Below are 14,367 nucleotides of genomic sequence, written 5' to 3'. Positions count from 1 at the left end.
AATAAACAATACGTAGCCATATTAACGCATAAACGGTGAGAGCCGATGGCCCTCACCGTTTCATTCGTGTTATAAACTACTCAGTCAGCCATTCTCCGCCTTCAGATCGAAGCGTATAAGCGTGGTCCGTCGAAGCTTCTTCAATATCTGCGAACGCCCAGTAGGACGCGGCCACATCCGGCCAGCTCGGCTTCACGACTCCGTTAAGCGGCCCCCGCTTTAGGATCCGATTCAGAATGGTTACCGCTTCGGCACGGGTGAGCTTGTCGTTCGGACGGAACGTCAAATCCGGATAGCCGTCCATATAGCCGGATAGAGCTGAGATCATGCCGCTTGCCCAATGGGATGCCGGCACGTCCGAGAATGTGCGGGAAGGCTCACTTTCCAGCTTCAAATACCGATAAGCGATGGCGGCCATCTCCGCGCGCGTAATTGAAGCGTCGACCCGGTAGGTTCCGTCCGGGTAACCGACAAGCAGCCCTGACTTCTCCGCCTGTCCGATATTCGTGACAGCCCAGTGCTCGGCAGCAACATCCGGGAACGACGCTCTATTTGGCTCCGAGGATGTCGGTATAATGCCGCTGTTGACCAGCAGCGTGGCCATCTCCGCCCTTGTAATGCTGCGCTCCGCTCTGAATGTGCCGTCCGGATAGCCATTGATATACTTGGCGTGGGTCTCCGACTGCTGTTCTTCGTCGCCTAATGCTGCCATATGCAATATCGTGAACGTACTAAACTTGTTGACGCCGAATTGCAACCCAAGCTTGCCGTCCGTCCCGGTTACCGTCTTGCCGGTTACCACTTCTTTCTCTCCATCCGTATGCTCGATAAAGATACCCATTTGATTCAAATATGCCGCCCGCTCCTGCGGATCTTGCGGCAGCACGACATCCCGCAAAGGAAGCGTCAGCGTAATCGCCCTGCTTGATAAGTTCGTCACAATGGTCATCGGACGGCCCACGACCTCTATACCGTCGTTGCCGGCAATCTTCCTGACGACCTCTTCCGTTCGAGCGCGCTGCTCGATTTCTTGACGAAGCGCAGCCTCTCGAATAGGAACGAGGCGGAAGTAAAAATCTTCGTCCAATCCGACCAGCGAAGCGATCGGAACGCGAATGACCGCGTTATCCGTGTAAATTTCCAGGTCGATCTTGTTCTTCTGAAGCACTGCCAGCGCGCTGCGCGGCACGTTCACGCGAACTTCGCCGACTTCGTCTTTGGTGTCGGGAATGACGATTCTGGCTACATGCTGATTGGCCGTCGCGGCCCGCTCGGCGACTTCGTTCGCCTTGGCTTCGTCGAATGTGACGAGGTCGAATAGTTGTCCGTTGGCCTGTCTCGTCCGCTCAATCTCCACTTTGACGGTGTCGGCCGGCTGCTCTCCGCCGATGACAACGTCCACCACTATGATTTCCTTATCGTTGTTTGGCGCGGACGTATTGTTGTTATTGCTGCCTGGCGCTTGCTTCACTTGATTTTTTTTAATGACGACATCCGACCAGTAGGCTACTTTCTTGTCGTCTTCCTCATCGTACTCCGCCACGACATAAATATGCTGCCCCGGAGAAACGGCCAGATTCTCACCAGGCTGAAGCTCCGTTTCAAAGCCGAAATCGGATGGATCTTCACCGACATAAGGCTGTCTGTCACTGCCTGAATTGCCGATCCGATATTTCAGAATCAGATCGCCGTAGCGCTCGTCCTGCAGACTCCCGTCCGCGATCGTCGCCGTCGTCGTGCCGATCTCGCTGCCGGGCGACCATGACAATCCGCCGATGGGTGGTGCCGGGGTGAGCGTTTCGCCGTTCCGGTTCTGCCCCCAGCCGACCAAAGTGCCGTCCGACTTCAGCGCGATTATATGATACCTTCCCGCTGCGATGGCTACGACGCCGTTAAGCCCGGGCGGCGGTTGCAGCGCTCCGCCGTCTCCCCATACGACAAGCTTCCCGTCACTCTTCAGCGCCACGGAAAAGTTGTCGTTCGCATCGATCGCCACGACGTCCGTTACGTTTTCCGGAACCACGTTGTCTAAGTAAGGGGGCCCCCACATTTTGACCGTCCCATCCGTCAGCAGCGCAAGCGTATGATTAATTCCAGAAGCGATGGCCGTCGTTTCAGGCAAGTCTCCAGGCACTGACGTCGAATACGCGGAGCCCCAACTGACGACAGCATTATCCCACGTCAGTGCTGACGCATGGTCATTCCCGCCAGCAATGGATTTGAATAGGGCATGGTACGTGTTCCATTCCTCATTGAATGGGCGATTCCCCCAGGAGATGATCGTCCCGTCATTCTTCAAGGCAGCGGAGGCGTACCCGTCGAGTACGAGCCCGACGACGCCTTCCTCCGGCACTTCATTGGGAACGGTACAGCCATCACCCAAAGCCACGACGGAACCGCTTGTCTTAATCGCATACCCGCACTGGTTGGACGCGTAAACCGATTGCACACCGGTCAGGCTGTCAGGCACTTCAATTTTCTGACCATTAATCCAACCATAGGCCTTGACTGTTCCGTTATTCTGAAGCGACAGCGTAAATCCATCGCCTGCTGCAATTCGCGTATGCGGAGTCGGCAGTTGGACGGACGAAGTCGTGTAAGCAATATTCAGCTTGGGCATGTTCGCGCCTGTCGATGCGTACTGGAAGAAACGCTGTTCCGGGGATTCCGCCCAAGAGCCTTCCAGTACGAGAACGAGTTCGTCTTCTCCTTTGGCGATACTGTCGCGCACCAGCGGAGCAATATTGAACTTCACCCAATGGCCACCTTCCTCCGTTACGGCATACTTTCGCGATTGCAAACCGCCAAAAAAAGGTCTATCAGCCGAGGCCTCCGAACTCGTTGCGGGCTTCGTCCAGTCTCCGATATGCTGATAAATTTTCAGCTCGGGGCTACCATCGCCATTGGCGTAATTATCGGTAACGAACAGCTCTAGATTGGCCTCAAGCACCGTCTCTTCGAGACCCGTCAAATCAAAACCTAGTACGCCTATAAGCGAGTAGCCCGCATTCGTACCGATAGATATCGTATCTTGGCAAGTCGAGGTGGTGCTCATAGTATTCACGTCGCTTTTGTACTCGCAGCTCGCTAGCAGCTCGCTTGCAAACGTCGCCGTCGAACTGGACTCCGCGCTTGCCGTGCCGGCCAACGCGATCGGCGGAACTGCCAGGACAAAAGCCAGCAGCAGTTGAAGCTTTAATCTGGACAACAAACCGAACTTCGATCGTTTTTTCAATGAAACTCTTCCCTTCTGCAATGAAATCATCGTTCGCATGGGAAAAGATTAACAATCGACCTCTAAACATTTTCCAAACAATTCGATTATTCGCGACTTTTCGCGTTAAAATGCATTCCCAAGTCGGTCCCGAATGTCGTTTCTTTAAGACGATTCACTTCGTCTGCAGCTGCCGAGTCTCCCAACAAAATCAAATGCAGCGCCAAATGGTCATAGTATTTCTCCTGATAGGGATGCAGCTCGAGCAGCCTGCGCAGCAGACGTTCCTTCAGCGAAGCGTCAAGGTCATGCTCTGCCCAGGTCTCCAAATGTCGAATGACTGCCGCACGCAGCTCGTACTTTTTGCTATTCGCCCAACTGTAATTTTCCGTCTCGAAATAATCGCCGCGATAGAGCGACAGCAGCTCCTCCGCATCGCTCGCCTGACTCACTCTCCCGATCAACGCTTCCAGCCGCGTCACATCGCATGCCACTTCGTCCGTCCGCATCCAGTAACGCTCGTCTCCGAAACCGATCATCTCCGGAAAACCCGCCAACTTCAGCGTATTCCGCACATAATACATCGTCGTATGAAACAGCGCTTGCGCCCGCTCGGAATCAAGTTCCGGCCACAGATGCTCGAGTATGCGGTACCGGTACACGGGAGTTCCGACATGATGCCACAAATAACCGAACATTTCTTTTGTCTTCTTCGTCCGCCATGTGATCAAACGGCCTTCGGCATCGTACAGCTCCATGCTTTCGAGCAGCTTCAGAGACAACGACCGTCTGGAGGGCTCGAGGGAATTCATGCTATTCCGGCTTTGAGCCAAGCTTCCAGCCCGCTGCGCTGCTTTGTCACGAAGCTCCGCATGTCTCTCCAATGTTTTGACAAGCCGGTGCTTGGCTACCGGCTTAAGCAAATAACCGATCGCCTTCGTATCGAAGGCATCTACCGCATAGTGATGGTGGGCGGTCACATAAACGATATCCGCATCGGGAAACATCGCGAGAAGCGCGGCCGAAGCCGCAAGCCCGTTCATCTCCGGCATCTCGATATCGAGGAAGATCAAATCCGGCTGCATCCCATCAGAGCGTGCGATTGCATCGGACACTAGGCGAAACTTGTCGAGCACGGTTACCCCGCCGACCTCCAGCAGCACAATTTCCATTACGTCGAGCGCAATTTCCTCGTCGTCAATCAATATCGCTTTTATCATCGCTTTATTTCGCCTCCGGTATTTGCAGCCTAATCAACGTGCCTTTTCCAACGCTGCTGCGGATGTCCAATCCGACGCCGTAGACCATTTGAAGACGACGGTTTACATTGCCAATTCCGACCCCGGCGGCCTGCCCTTCTCTCAACACATGCAGCAATTCCTCACCGATGCCGGCACCGTCATCCTCCACGGTTATTTCCGCTCCGCCTTCGCGCCTGCATGCGGCGATTCGCAGCGTGCCTCCGGATGATTTCGGCCCGATGCCGTGCCGCACCGCATTTTCCACGATCGGCTGAAGCGCCAGCGGCGGCAGCATGCAGTGGAAGCCTGCCTCAATCTCCATCCGGACAGCCAGCCTGCTTCCAAAACGCAGCTGTTCAATCGCCAGATACGCCGTGACCAATTCCAGCTCGCGCTCGAACGGAACGAGCTCTCCCGAGTAGACAAACGTGAATTTAGCCCGCAAGTAGGTCGTCAGATTGTGGATGGTCTCCCGCAGCTTGTCCACATCTTTATAACTAAGTCCTATAAGAGCATTCATGCTGTTGTACAGGAAATGCGGCGTAATTTGCGCCTGCAGGAAATCCATCTCCCGGCGCACCGCATGCTCGGACGAGCTCTTCATCGCCAGCAGCGACTGTACCCTCGCCCTCAATTCGGCCAGCTCAAACGGCTTCTGCACAATATCGTTCGCGCCGGCGGCGAACGAAGCCACGATATCGCCCGTCTGTCCGGAGGCGGTCATCATGAGTACAGGCAATTCCGCAAGTCCATGCAGCATTCGAATCTCCCGACATACGTCAAGACCGGAGATGCCCGGCATCATGAGATCGAGCAGCAACAGGTCCGGCTTAATCTTGTTGCGGCGCAATGCTTCAAGTGCTTCTTCTCCGCTTCCGACCGCCGTATAGCCATAACGCATAGAAGAGATCTCATCGATCAATATTTTCAGGTTGGAAGGCTCATCGTCTACAATGAGAAGGTGAAAGTCCGACTCCTGATGGTCCTGCATCAGCCCGGACAACGAGAAAGACATCGTCTCCTCCGAAACGGCGGCGGCGGCGGCCTCCTCTGACGCCAGATCGATCGGCAGCGTAAAAGTAAACCTCGATCCGATACCGATTGCGGATTCAACCTCTAATTGACCGCCTTGCAGCTCCACAAGCTGCTTCGCAATGCTCAGTCCGAGGCCAAGTCCCTCGCCTGCCTTTCCGTCTTCCTCCAACTGTACGAACGGCTGGAACAGGCCGGCAATCTCTTGCGCAGGAATGCCTTTTCCCGTATCCGACACCGAGATGGCAAGCTCGTCCCCCCTCCGCTCCGCGGAAATGCTCACCGTACCTTTTCTCGTATATTTCAGCCCATTTTCGAGCAAGTTGTACAAAATCTGCTTTAGCCGGTTCTCGTCTGCAAGGATGAGCGGAATCTTAGCCGGCAGCGCATTGACGAGCTGTACCTCCTTGTTGACCGGCGAGATGGACAGCGTCTCCATCACGAACTGGACCGACATCCCCAGGTTGACGGAAGTGGTATGGATCAGCAGTTGCCCGTGACGAATCCGGTTTAAATCGAGAATATCATGAACCAGTCCCGCCAGACGTCTGCCCAACAGATGCAGCATCCGAATATTGTCGCGATGCTCAGCTTGGAGCGGCCTAGTCCGATTGTCGAGCAGCGCCTGCGATAGATTTACGATACCATGCAGCGGCGTTCGCAGCTCGTGCGAGGTTTTGACCAGAAATTCGTCTTTCTGGCGATCATATTGCAGCAATCGCTCGGACAGTTGCTCGCTTCTCCTAAAGCTAAGCTGAAGTTGATCGGACATGAGCAGCGCTTGCGACAGAACAAGCAGCGCCGGCGTTACGATCATATAATAAGGATTGTCGAGCGCAAGCTGGTAGCGCAACTGGGCATAGAGCCAGCTGACGAGCAGGAAGAAAATGCCGAGCGTAATATAATGGCTGCTAAGGTCTCCGCGGCTGCGGCTGCGGAAGACGGCATAGAACATAATGCCAAAGGCGGCCGCTTCGATCGCAATTCCGGCGTCAAGGAGGCTGACCAAATAACGATTTGGTACCAGAATAATCATCGCAAGGTACACGTAGGTCAGTCTGCGAAGCCAAATAAATACAGCGTTCTCCCGCTCCTCTAGGTACCGGTATACATAATGCGTGAAGAAGAAAAACGACAGGAGCGGCAATAGAAAAAGCATTTTTTGAAGCCACAGAAACGTCAAACCGGGCACAAAATCAATCGCCAATATTTCGTTGTCGATGCTGAAGAACAATCCCAGCGACAGACAAAAAAGGCAAAAATGCATCAGATGCGGCTCCCGGCGCCACTGTCTGAACATGCCCGCATAATACAATCCGAATGCAAGCAAAATCGTCATCTGAATCATATCGGCGAGTTTGGAATCTTCGCGCCTCTTCATCACGTCATTCGCGAGTCCGAATTCCGGCAGCTGAACCAAACCGCCTTCCAGGTAGTTAAAGCTGGCCACCTGAATAATAATCTCAACGGTTCCCGCTTCCGCTTGGACAGTGCCGAAGAAGGGCACGTTGCTCGGCACGAAGCCCTCCGCCGATAAGGAAGGACGCCCGTTGCCTCCCAAATCGATGCCATTCATGAATATACGGCTGGACATTCGGATTTTTTTGGCCCGCATGCTGTACAGCGCTGCTTCGTTCGTATGGATAAGCAGCCGGTACGTCCCGGCTCCATAACCGTTTTTGTCTTGTGAAGCGAGTGTGTGTTTCCAGCCTCCGGGCACTTGAACGAAACGACCTTTCAATTCGCCGCCAGGTTGGAAATCTTCCGGGCCTAACAGTTTCCCCTCATAGAACTCCCACTGCCCGCGCAGGGAGAGAACTCCCTGCTGCTCAAAATCCCATTTCGTCGCGTCGAGCAATCCTCCGCTCGCCCTCAAGGTATGCGCCCGCGGATTAAGCCATTGAAACACATTCACAATCGTAACAATGACGAACACGCCTATCATTCCAAGCAATACGGCATTTTTTCTGACCATGGCATCACCATCTTTTCATGCAATGCTTACCATTTATAATTCTTTTCCTGCCACTACATATATAAAAAAGGAGCGACATGAAGCTCGCTCCTCCACTACTCTCACTATTGAGCTGATTGTATTGAAACCTTTCATGTAACACCGAATTTAACTGTTACATGTCCCCATTCTATAATTTCTACTTTAAGTGTTTCATTCCTTCAATTTAGAGATTGAATTATTTTAACCGTGAGTTCATTAAAGGTAAATACCCCGTGCACCGCAAAATACAATGCAAAAAAACCTTGTTGATTTGACCGGCACGATATCATAGTCTCCAAACCTCATCCCGTCAAGAGAAAATGCGCAAAAATGCGAAGCGGCGAAGAATCCCCCCTATGTTTTCAAATAAAAGGATGAATATACGAGGATAGGAGACAAAATCGCTTTTTCCAATTCAATCGGCATGACGTAAAATGTTGTTCATATCATTGGGGAAACTAAACGAAATAGGGGGGAGCCGCATGCACAAAGTCGACAAAATCAAGTTTATGCTCATTTACGGAGAGGAGCCCGCGGCCGAATGCTACGGGTACATGGAGTCGAATCAGGAAGGCCATATGATTGCGCTCTTCAATAGTTACGGGGAGGAAATCGACCTGCATGGCGGTCATGCCTTTGTCAGAGTACGGTCGCTCGGCAAATTCGATAACGAGGATCGCGATAACTTCTATTCCTTATTGGAAAGCGACGGTGTCGGATGAGGTTGAACAAACGAATTCATGAAGCAAGCGATATCAAGAGAGGGCCGATGTTAACCACGCTGCCCATCGGCGTACTGCCGCCACTTATCATTTGCTTGATCGCCATAAACAAAACCCGCCGGAATGAGTTCGACTCCAGACCGGCGGGTGCTCTTATTGGATCAGATTAGATATTGCTTCAATATTCTCCTTTAATGACGAAGAACGAGCCTCGGATCGTCCCAGCCAGTTTGGATTTCTGTCTTGCAAATTTGAACTTTTTCTCTTCCAACTCTCCGGGTACTTCCATCCCCTCGGATAGCTTAAAACCGACTGCCCGTTTCTTAGGGTCATCAACCGTATACAAGACGTTAACCGCTAGACCGTCCTCATAAAAGACAAAGGTCCATTTAATATTTTCCACTTGAAGCTGCGATGTCTCCAGAGGTTTAGCCGCAAACTCAATGCCGCGTTCTTCTTTCAGAATTCGATGTACGTATTCAACCGTTTCCTGACTCTCGCTGGCTGGCACAACCGTAAATTCATGCTTATATTTGTTCATGAAGTAACGGCCTTCATTCGCACGCAGTCCCGCAAGCGCTTCTGCTACCGGTGAAGATTCCAGACCAGCCGTAGACACATTTTTAAAGTCAACGATATAGGACATTCTCATCCCTCCAATGGTTTCGTTTATTTCCTAACAACAGGAATCCACATTTCCCCGTATACGGAGCCGTCTCGCTGCCCCATCTCAACCGTTGCATTGGGTCCGCCGACATAGGCGAAATTTTTGGCATCCGGCAAGGCTTTGCCAAAGGCAATGCCGGTAAGCTTATTGCTCATCTCTTCGGCTGTATTCCCTTCACCTTTAACGACGAGGTATTGCCCCTTCGGGAATTGAATAACTCTGTGTTCTTCCGCTACCGTTCCTTCTGTCATAACACCCGCATAATACATCATTTTGTGATTTACAGCTTCATTCACGGCAAAAATGTAATCATTCGCGGCAATAGCCTTCAAAGCGTCAAGCCTTCCATCCTGCTCCACTGCTTGCCAGAAGTTTTCCTTCTCCTTGTTCATGCCGGCATAATCGGTGTAATCGCTCTTAAGCTCTGTTCCAACACCTAGTACGATAAAACTGTCTTTTTCCTCAAGGGTATACATGGTCATAATAAACACTCCTTTTTTGGGATTCGATTAACTGATTTGTTTTTCACTTGATAGGTCTATTATAAATATAAATCATGTCAAAACGTGGTACTGTTTACGGCTATTCGGACGCAGCGCCCAAGAGGCGATGCCAAGCGCGGCATTACGATCGCAATGACTCCAAGCAATTTCCAGCCTCCGAGAATGTTCGTGATATATAACGGGAAACCAATATCGGTCACTAGATCGACATTCCCCCCATATCGCATCAGTTGCCCGACACCGCTTAACGCAATTGAGAATGCGAGTATTACTGTGACAGTCCAATAAGCAACTATCTTTCCAATAAGACGATATTCTGCTTTCTTAATTTTACCATTACCGATTATCGTACTCAATTTCATCCCTCCAATGATCTCGTTTACTTCTTAATAAATACATCACCACTCCTTTTCTTGAATGGATCAAATGATTTGTTTTTTTACTTGATGCGTTTATAATAACTTTAAATCATATCAAAATATGACACTGTTTAGAGGTGCCCATGAAAAAAGTAGAACGGATTAATATCATCATGCGGTACATCAACAACCGCGCCCATTTTACCATTTCGGAAATCATGCAGGAGTTTAATATCTCCCGTTCGACGGCGATTAGAGATATTAGGGAAATTGAAGCAATGGGAATGCCTCTAGTCGCCGAAGTCGGGAGGGACGGGGGTTATTTTGTGATGAAAAACTCCGTGCTGCCCACTGTCCGCTTTACCGATAATGAGATTAAGGCTCTTTTTATCGCCTTCATGGCCACACGAAATCTGCAACTCCCGTATCTCAAGAGTCGCCACTCTTTAGCGGAAAAATTGCTCGGTCTCATCTCTCAAAACCAGCAAGATGACCTTGTTCTGTTAAATCAAATCTTGCTCTTCGAAGGTACCAACCCCCACAATCCTGACCTGCTAGATCTATCGGATCTGCCCCATCCCATGCTGGAACAACTCATCCAAAACCTTCTTATGGACTGCTACTTAGCGGTTACCGTTGAAGAAGGTAGGGAAATAAAATCTTATCCTATCTATCTCATGCGCCTATATCGTGAAAAAAGCTCTTGGCAAATTGAAGGCTTCGATCTAGAGGAGGAAAAGAGGCGGATTATTCCAGTCGACAACCTCACCGATGTCAAACCATACCCTGAGAAAAAAAGAATTAGCAAGAAGAAGATTGTCGAACAGCTGAGCAAGCAGGAAGAAGCCGTCAATCTAGTCGTTGAACTCGGTCCAAAGGCGATTGCCCAGTTCAAAAAGTACCATCCATTAAAAATTTCCATTTCCTATACGAATCCTTATCAAACTACGGCTATTCTAAAGACGTTCATCAATGTTCATCATCCGGAGGAATTGGCCGAAGTGACAAATTGGCTACTTTTCTTAGGTGAAGATATCAAGGTTAGAGAGGTGCCAAACAAGGTTTTGGAGGGTTTGCAGGAGAGGATGGATGTTTTCGGGAATGATTGAATGCCATCGCTTAGTGTTTAATCCCAGACAGCAGAAAAGGAATGGCCGACTTAACAAATTCCTCCGGCAATAATTCCTTACTATTCCTCCTCCACTCCACAGAAGCGCCATAAACGCCCCAACTTAAAATGATAGCAGTAATTCTCGGAGAGTTATCGTCTTCTGCAGAATGTTGCTTTCGCAACATTCCGTAGAAAATAATTTCAAGCTGTTCCCTAATAATACGGGCTATGGTCTCATCGTAACCTCTATGACATCGACTGGATAACGATTTCTGAAAATCCGTTACGGCCACGAAGATATCAATAATCGATGCTTCATTTAATTCGCTTTTCTCGAAGTCTATGGCATTCAAATTGATCAATAAAACTTCCGACAATACCTTGTTCAACAAGTCATATATATCGTCAAAGTGGTAATAGAACGTTGCACGATTAATCTTAGCCTCTGTTGTAATATCCTTAACGGTAATATCCTTGAATTCTTTTTTCCCTGAAAGTTCAATAAAAGAGTCCATAATTAACTTACGAGTTCGTAAAACGCGGGGATCTGTCTTTGATTGAGTCATATCATGTCCCTCCAACTTTTTAAACAATTGTATCCATGTGTTGCATAAACGACATATGGAATGATCTATTGGTATTCCGTTACATTTTTTATGGCTAGAATATGATTGTAAAACAAAGTGATGTTACTAACAACGTTTGTTTATGACACTTTAGGGAGGCAACAATGATGGCAAATGGGGATAAACGAATGATAAATGATAATCCTATGATTTGTGATTTAGAAACAGGTGTATGCGGAACAGCCGGGGAGGAAGAATTGGAGATTATCGATTTTAATCACCCTCAGAAATCTATTGAAGTTTATTATGTGACGGATCCCATCTGCTCTCACTGCTGGGCGCTTGAACCTGTTCTTCGTCGTTTTAAAGAGCAATATGGGCATTATTTCAACTTTCATACGGTTATGGGTGGATTGCTGGAAAAGTGGAGTGATGAGCCTGTCGACCCGCGTAACGGAATATCGGGACCTGCTGACGTCTTCGGCCACTGGAGAGAGGTTGGAGAACATTCGCGCATGCCGATTGACGGTTCTCTGATGCTAGACAATCCGGTTCAATCCTCCTTCCCGCCTTCTCGTGTATTTAAAGTGATTCAAAAAATTTATAACGATGAATTAGCCTATGATTACTTAAGACGCTCACGAGAAGCTCTGTTCGCATTTAATCGAAACATTGCCGATGAAACCATCATGATAGACATCGTAAATCAGATTGGACTTGATGGAGAAGCTATTGTTCAAGATGCCGAACAACAAACCGGCCAACAATTATTGAATAAAGATTTTAGTCTCGCCAGAAGCCTTGGAGTTAGAGGTTTCCCGACGATTATTATAATGAATGGGGAAAATAAAGGGATAAAAATCACAGGCAGCCGTCCGTTAGAGTCCTATGTTGATGGCCTAAAGCAAATTCTAAATACGGAAGAATTACAACCAAAAAAGCAGTTATCCCTTTCTAACTTGCTTGAAAAAGAAAAGCTGTTATTTTCTAAAGAGATTGAAGTTATGTATGATATTGAAAAGTCGGAAATCAAAGCTTTTATTGAAAGAGAACTTTTACCAAGCAGTTATCAAGCGAAGGAACTTCTAGGGGAATCCTATTTTAAAACTACGAAATAATTATGGAGAAAAGTCATATCCTGATGTGAAGTTGATCTTCGGAAGCCTTGAGCATAAAACGAAGACACCCCGCCGGGTGCCTTCGTTTATGAATCAAAATAGAATCAACCTTGTCCCTGATACGTGAACTCGGCAATATTATTACCCGCCTGGATTGTTTCGCTTGAACCAGCCGCTTGGACGCTACCCATAAAAAAAGGATTATCTAATAAGATCACAAAATGATCTTATTAGATAATCCTTTTTTTGAAATCGGGATGACACGATTTGAACATGCGACCCCCTGGTCCCAAACCAGGTGCTCTACCAAGCTGAGCTACATCCCGAAAAGTGGCGCGGCCTAAGAGATTCGAACTCCTGACCTTTTGATTCGTAGTCAAACGCTCTATCCAGCTGAGCTAAGGCCGCAAAAATAAAATGGAGCGGAAGACGGGAATCGAACCCGCGACCCTCGCCTTGGCAAGGCGATGCTCTACCGCTGAGCCACTTCCGCTAGTTGATGTGGTCAAGAGGACTCGAACGTCCACGTCATTGCTGACACTAGAACCTGAATCTAGTGCGTCTGCCAATTCCGCCATACGTGCCCGTGTAAAACCAAGGTAATACTGGTGAGCCATGTAGGACTCGAACCTACGACACCCTGATTAAAAGTCAGGTGCTCTACCAACTGAGCTAATGGCTCTTAAAAAAAAAGTCTGGGGATTAAGGACTCAAAACCGAGGGAAGATATTCACAGTCTCCCGCGTTTGGTCGCTTTGCTAATCCTTCAAATGGTGCCGTCGAGAGGACTTGAACCCCCAACCTACTGATTACAAGTCAGTTGCTCTACCAATTGAGCTACAACGGCATGCGTTACAGTTCCATCAAGTACATCATGGTGGCTCACTTTTTTGGGGAAAGTGGCGGAGCTGACGGGATTCGAACCCGCGGTCTCCTGCGTGACAGGCAGGCATGTTAGGCCTCTACACCACAGCTCCACATCATATTCTCGGATAAACCCGAAGGTAAAGTTTGGTTGCGGGGGCAGGATTTGAACCTGCGGCCTTCGGGTTATGAGCCCGACGAGCTACCGGGCTGCTCCACCCCGCGTCGTTACGAATGTATCATGGTGGAGGATGACGGGATCGAACCGCCGACCCTCTGCTTGTAAGGCAGATGCTCTCCCAGCTGAGCTAATCCTCCATAATGGTGACCCGTAGGGGATTCGAACCCCTGTTACCTCCGTGAAAGGGAGGTGTCTTAACCCCTTGACCAACGGGCCTTAAAGTTTTGCGAAGCAAAATCTGCTACGTAAGCATAAGCTTAACTGGCAGAGAGGAAGGGATTCGAACCCTCGATACGCGGTTAACATATACACGATTTCCAATCGTGCTCCTTCGACCACTCGGACACCTCTCTGTATGGCTCCCCGAACAGGACTCGAACCTGTGACAACTCGATTAACAGTCGAGTGCTCTACCAACTGAGCTATCAGGGAATATGGTGGAGCCAAGCGGGATCGAACCGCTGACCTCCTGCTTGCAAGGCAGGCGCTCTCCCAGCTGAGCTATGGCCCCGTACATATATGGTTGGCCTTAGTGGACTCGAACCACCGACCTCACCCTTATCAGGGGTGCGCTCTAACCAGCTGAGCTAAAGGCCAATAAAAAACCCACAAGTCGTGGGGTGATGTCATTCAGTATGATTACACCCTGAAAACTGGATACGAAAGAATGTTGCTGCTGAACTTTAGCTGTTGCCTATAGGTTGTATGGACCATATAAGCTTTTTAGGATAAGCCCTCGACCGATTAGTATTCGTCAGCTACACACATTGCTGTGCTTCCACCCCGAACCTAT

11 protein-coding genes, 13 tRNA genes and 1 pseudogene are annotated in these 14,367 nt (G+C 49.4%); 4 read left to right on the top strand and 21 right to left on the bottom strand.

All coding sequences use genetic code 11. From position 1 onward, the window contains the following. Positions 1 to 76: 76 nt before the first annotated feature. The 4 genes and pseudogenes from V8F51_RS29535 to V8F51_RS29525 form a co-directional block, all read right to left on the bottom strand. On the bottom strand, positions 77 to 2,620 hold the full coding sequence (locus tag V8F51_RS29535) for an S-layer homology domain-containing protein (protein ID WP_442956512.1): 2,544 nt from the start codon (positions 2,618 to 2,620) through the stop codon (positions 77 to 79). A 42-nt stretch (positions 2,621 to 2,662) separates the two neighbouring features. Continuing rightward, positions 2,663 to 3,055 (bottom strand): annotated as a pseudogene (locus V8F51_RS31630) (DNRLRE domain-containing protein); the annotation flags it as partial. 266 nt (positions 3,056 to 3,321) lie between these two features. Continuing rightward, positions 3,322 to 4,434: a response regulator gene (locus tag V8F51_RS29530; protein ID WP_337104088.1), complete on the bottom strand. Its 1,113-nt coding sequence runs from the start codon at positions 4,432 to 4,434 to the stop codon at positions 3,322 to 3,324. A gap of 4 nt (positions 4,435 to 4,438) precedes the next feature. Next, complete coding sequence (locus V8F51_RS29525) at positions 4,439 to 7,462, bottom strand: ATP-binding protein (RefSeq protein ID WP_337104087.1); 3,024 nt, start codon at positions 7,460 to 7,462, stop codon at positions 4,439 to 4,441. Between the two features lie 503 nt (positions 7,463 to 7,965). Between V8F51_RS29525 and V8F51_RS29520 the strand changes: the two genes are divergently transcribed. Both V8F51_RS29520 and V8F51_RS29515 read left to right on the top strand, forming a co-directional pair. Further along, positions 7,966 to 8,205 (top strand): hypothetical protein, encoded by a 240-nt coding sequence (locus tag V8F51_RS29520; protein WP_337104086.1) that lies wholly within the window; start codon positions 7,966 to 7,968, stop codon positions 8,203 to 8,205. Continuing rightward, on the top strand, positions 8,202 to 8,375 hold the full coding sequence (locus V8F51_RS29515; protein WP_337104085.1) for a hypothetical protein: 174 nt from the start codon (positions 8,202 to 8,204) through the stop codon (positions 8,373 to 8,375). The genes V8F51_RS29520 and V8F51_RS29515 overlap by 4 nt, the downstream gene beginning before the upstream one ends. A gap of 8 nt (positions 8,376 to 8,383) precedes the next feature. On the opposite strand, the gene V8F51_RS29510 is transcribed toward V8F51_RS29515, so the two are convergent. From V8F51_RS29510 to V8F51_RS29500, 3 genes are all read right to left on the bottom strand, one after another. Next, on the bottom strand, positions 8,384 to 8,851 hold the full coding sequence (locus V8F51_RS29510; protein ID WP_337104084.1) for a phage tail protein: 468 nt from the start codon (positions 8,849 to 8,851) through the stop codon (positions 8,384 to 8,386). Between the two features lie 23 nt (positions 8,852 to 8,874). After that, on the bottom strand, positions 8,875 to 9,354 hold the full coding sequence (locus V8F51_RS29505; protein ID WP_337104083.1) for a GyrI-like domain-containing protein: 480 nt from the start codon (positions 9,352 to 9,354) through the stop codon (positions 8,875 to 8,877). A gap of 77 nt (positions 9,355 to 9,431) precedes the next feature. Then, the gene (locus V8F51_RS29500; protein WP_337104082.1) at positions 9,432 to 9,731 is read right to left on the bottom strand and encodes a DoxX family protein; all 300 of its coding nucleotides are present in this window, start codon (positions 9,729 to 9,731) and stop codon (positions 9,432 to 9,434) included. 146 nt (positions 9,732 to 9,877) lie between these two features. On the opposite strand from V8F51_RS29500, the gene V8F51_RS29495 reads away from it, so the two are divergent. Next, positions 9,878 to 10,843: a helix-turn-helix transcriptional regulator gene (locus tag V8F51_RS29495; RefSeq protein WP_337104081.1), complete on the top strand. Its 966-nt coding sequence runs from the start codon at positions 9,878 to 9,880 to the stop codon at positions 10,841 to 10,843. Between the two features lie 10 nt (positions 10,844 to 10,853). Here the strand turns inward: V8F51_RS29495 and V8F51_RS29490 are convergent, their stop codons facing one another. Then, a complete protein-coding gene (locus tag V8F51_RS29490) occupies positions 10,854 to 11,411 on the bottom strand; it encodes a TetR/AcrR family transcriptional regulator (RefSeq protein ID WP_337104080.1) in 558 nt (185 codons plus the stop codon). A gap of 167 nt (positions 11,412 to 11,578) precedes the next feature. Here V8F51_RS29490 and V8F51_RS29485 point away from each other — a divergent pair, with 167 nt between their 5' ends. Further along, positions 11,579 to 12,529, top strand: coding sequence for a DsbA family protein (locus tag V8F51_RS29485; RefSeq protein ID WP_442956510.1), 951 nt, complete (start codon positions 11,579 to 11,581; stop codon positions 12,527 to 12,529). Positions 12,530 to 12,781: 252 nt separating this feature from the next. Here the strand turns inward: V8F51_RS29485 and V8F51_RS29480 are convergent. The 13 genes from V8F51_RS29480 to V8F51_RS29420 form a co-directional block, all read right to left on the bottom strand. Next, positions 12,782 to 12,855 (bottom strand) — tRNA-Pro (locus tag V8F51_RS29480). 5 nt (positions 12,856 to 12,860) lie between these two features. Further along, positions 12,861 to 12,937, bottom strand: a tRNA-Arg gene (locus V8F51_RS29475). A 10-nt stretch (positions 12,938 to 12,947) separates the two neighbouring features. After that, positions 12,948 to 13,022: transfer RNA gene (locus V8F51_RS29470), tRNA-Gly, on the bottom strand. Positions 13,023 to 13,135: 113 nt separating this feature from the next. Further along, positions 13,136 to 13,211: transfer RNA gene (locus V8F51_RS29465), tRNA-Lys, on the bottom strand. Positions 13,212 to 13,300: 89 nt separating this feature from the next. Beyond that, positions 13,301 to 13,376: transfer RNA gene (locus V8F51_RS29460), tRNA-Thr, on the bottom strand. Between the two features lie 53 nt (positions 13,377 to 13,429). Further along, positions 13,430 to 13,506, bottom strand: a tRNA-Asp gene (locus V8F51_RS29455). A 35-nt stretch (positions 13,507 to 13,541) separates the two neighbouring features. Continuing rightward, positions 13,542 to 13,618: transfer RNA gene (locus V8F51_RS29450), tRNA-Met, on the bottom strand. A gap of 17 nt (positions 13,619 to 13,635) precedes the next feature. Beyond that, positions 13,636 to 13,711 (bottom strand) — tRNA-Val (locus tag V8F51_RS29445). Between the two features lie 4 nt (positions 13,712 to 13,715). Further along, positions 13,716 to 13,790: transfer RNA gene (locus V8F51_RS29440), tRNA-Glu, on the bottom strand. Positions 13,791 to 13,836: 46 nt separating this feature from the next. Continuing rightward, positions 13,837 to 13,927, bottom strand: a tRNA-Ser gene (locus V8F51_RS29435). Between the two features lie 3 nt (positions 13,928 to 13,930). Then, positions 13,931 to 14,006, bottom strand: a tRNA-Asn gene (locus V8F51_RS29430). A 3-nt stretch (positions 14,007 to 14,009) separates the two neighbouring features. Next, positions 14,010 to 14,085: transfer RNA gene (locus V8F51_RS29425), tRNA-Ala, on the bottom strand. 9 nt (positions 14,086 to 14,094) lie between these two features. After that, positions 14,095 to 14,171: transfer RNA gene (locus tag V8F51_RS29420), tRNA-Ile, on the bottom strand. Positions 14,172 to 14,367: the final 196 nt, after the last annotated feature.

The organism is Paenibacillus sp. YIM B09110 (assembly GCF_037167145.1).
Classification (GTDB): Bacteria; Bacillota; Bacilli; order Paenibacillales; family Paenibacillaceae; genus Pristimantibacillus.
Note: the sequence above shows the minus strand (reverse complement) of the source record. Positions and strands in the feature narration are given on the sequence as shown.

What these genes read in the sequence shown, in the direction of transcription:
- V8F51_RS29535 (WP_442956512.1), bottom strand. Translation starts at nt 2,620, where the DNA reads ATGCCCAAGCTGAATATTGCTTACACGACTTCGTCCGTCCAACTGCCG.
- V8F51_RS29530 (WP_337104088.1), bottom strand. Translation starts at nt 4,434, where the DNA reads ATGATAAAAGCGATATTGATTGACGACGAGGAAATTGCGCTCGACGTA.
- V8F51_RS29525 (WP_337104087.1), bottom strand. Translation starts at nt 7,462, where the DNA reads ATGGTCAGAAAAAATGCCGTATTGCTTGGAATGATAGGCGTGTTCGTC.
- V8F51_RS29520 (WP_337104086.1), top strand. Translation starts at nt 7,966, where the DNA reads ATGCACAAAGTCGACAAAATCAAGTTTATGCTCATTTACGGAGAGGAG.
- V8F51_RS29515 (WP_337104085.1), top strand. Translation starts at nt 8,202, where the DNA reads ATGAGGTTGAACAAACGAATTCATGAAGCAAGCGATATCAAGAGAGGG.
- V8F51_RS29510 (WP_337104084.1), bottom strand. Translation starts at nt 8,851, where the DNA reads ATGTCCTATATCGTTGACTTTAAAAATGTGTCTACGGCTGGTCTGGAA.
- V8F51_RS29505 (WP_337104083.1), bottom strand. Translation starts at nt 9,354, where the DNA reads ATGACCATGTATACCCTTGAGGAAAAAGACAGTTTTATCGTACTAGGT.
- V8F51_RS29495 (WP_337104081.1), top strand. Translation starts at nt 9,878, where the DNA reads ATGAAAAAAGTAGAACGGATTAATATCATCATGCGGTACATCAACAAC.
- V8F51_RS29490 (WP_337104080.1), bottom strand. Translation starts at nt 11,411, where the DNA reads ATGACTCAATCAAAGACAGATCCCCGCGTTTTACGAACTCGTAAGTTA.
- V8F51_RS29485 (WP_442956510.1), top strand. Translation starts at nt 11,579, where the DNA reads ATGGCAAATGGGGATAAACGAATGATAAATGATAATCCTATGATTTGT.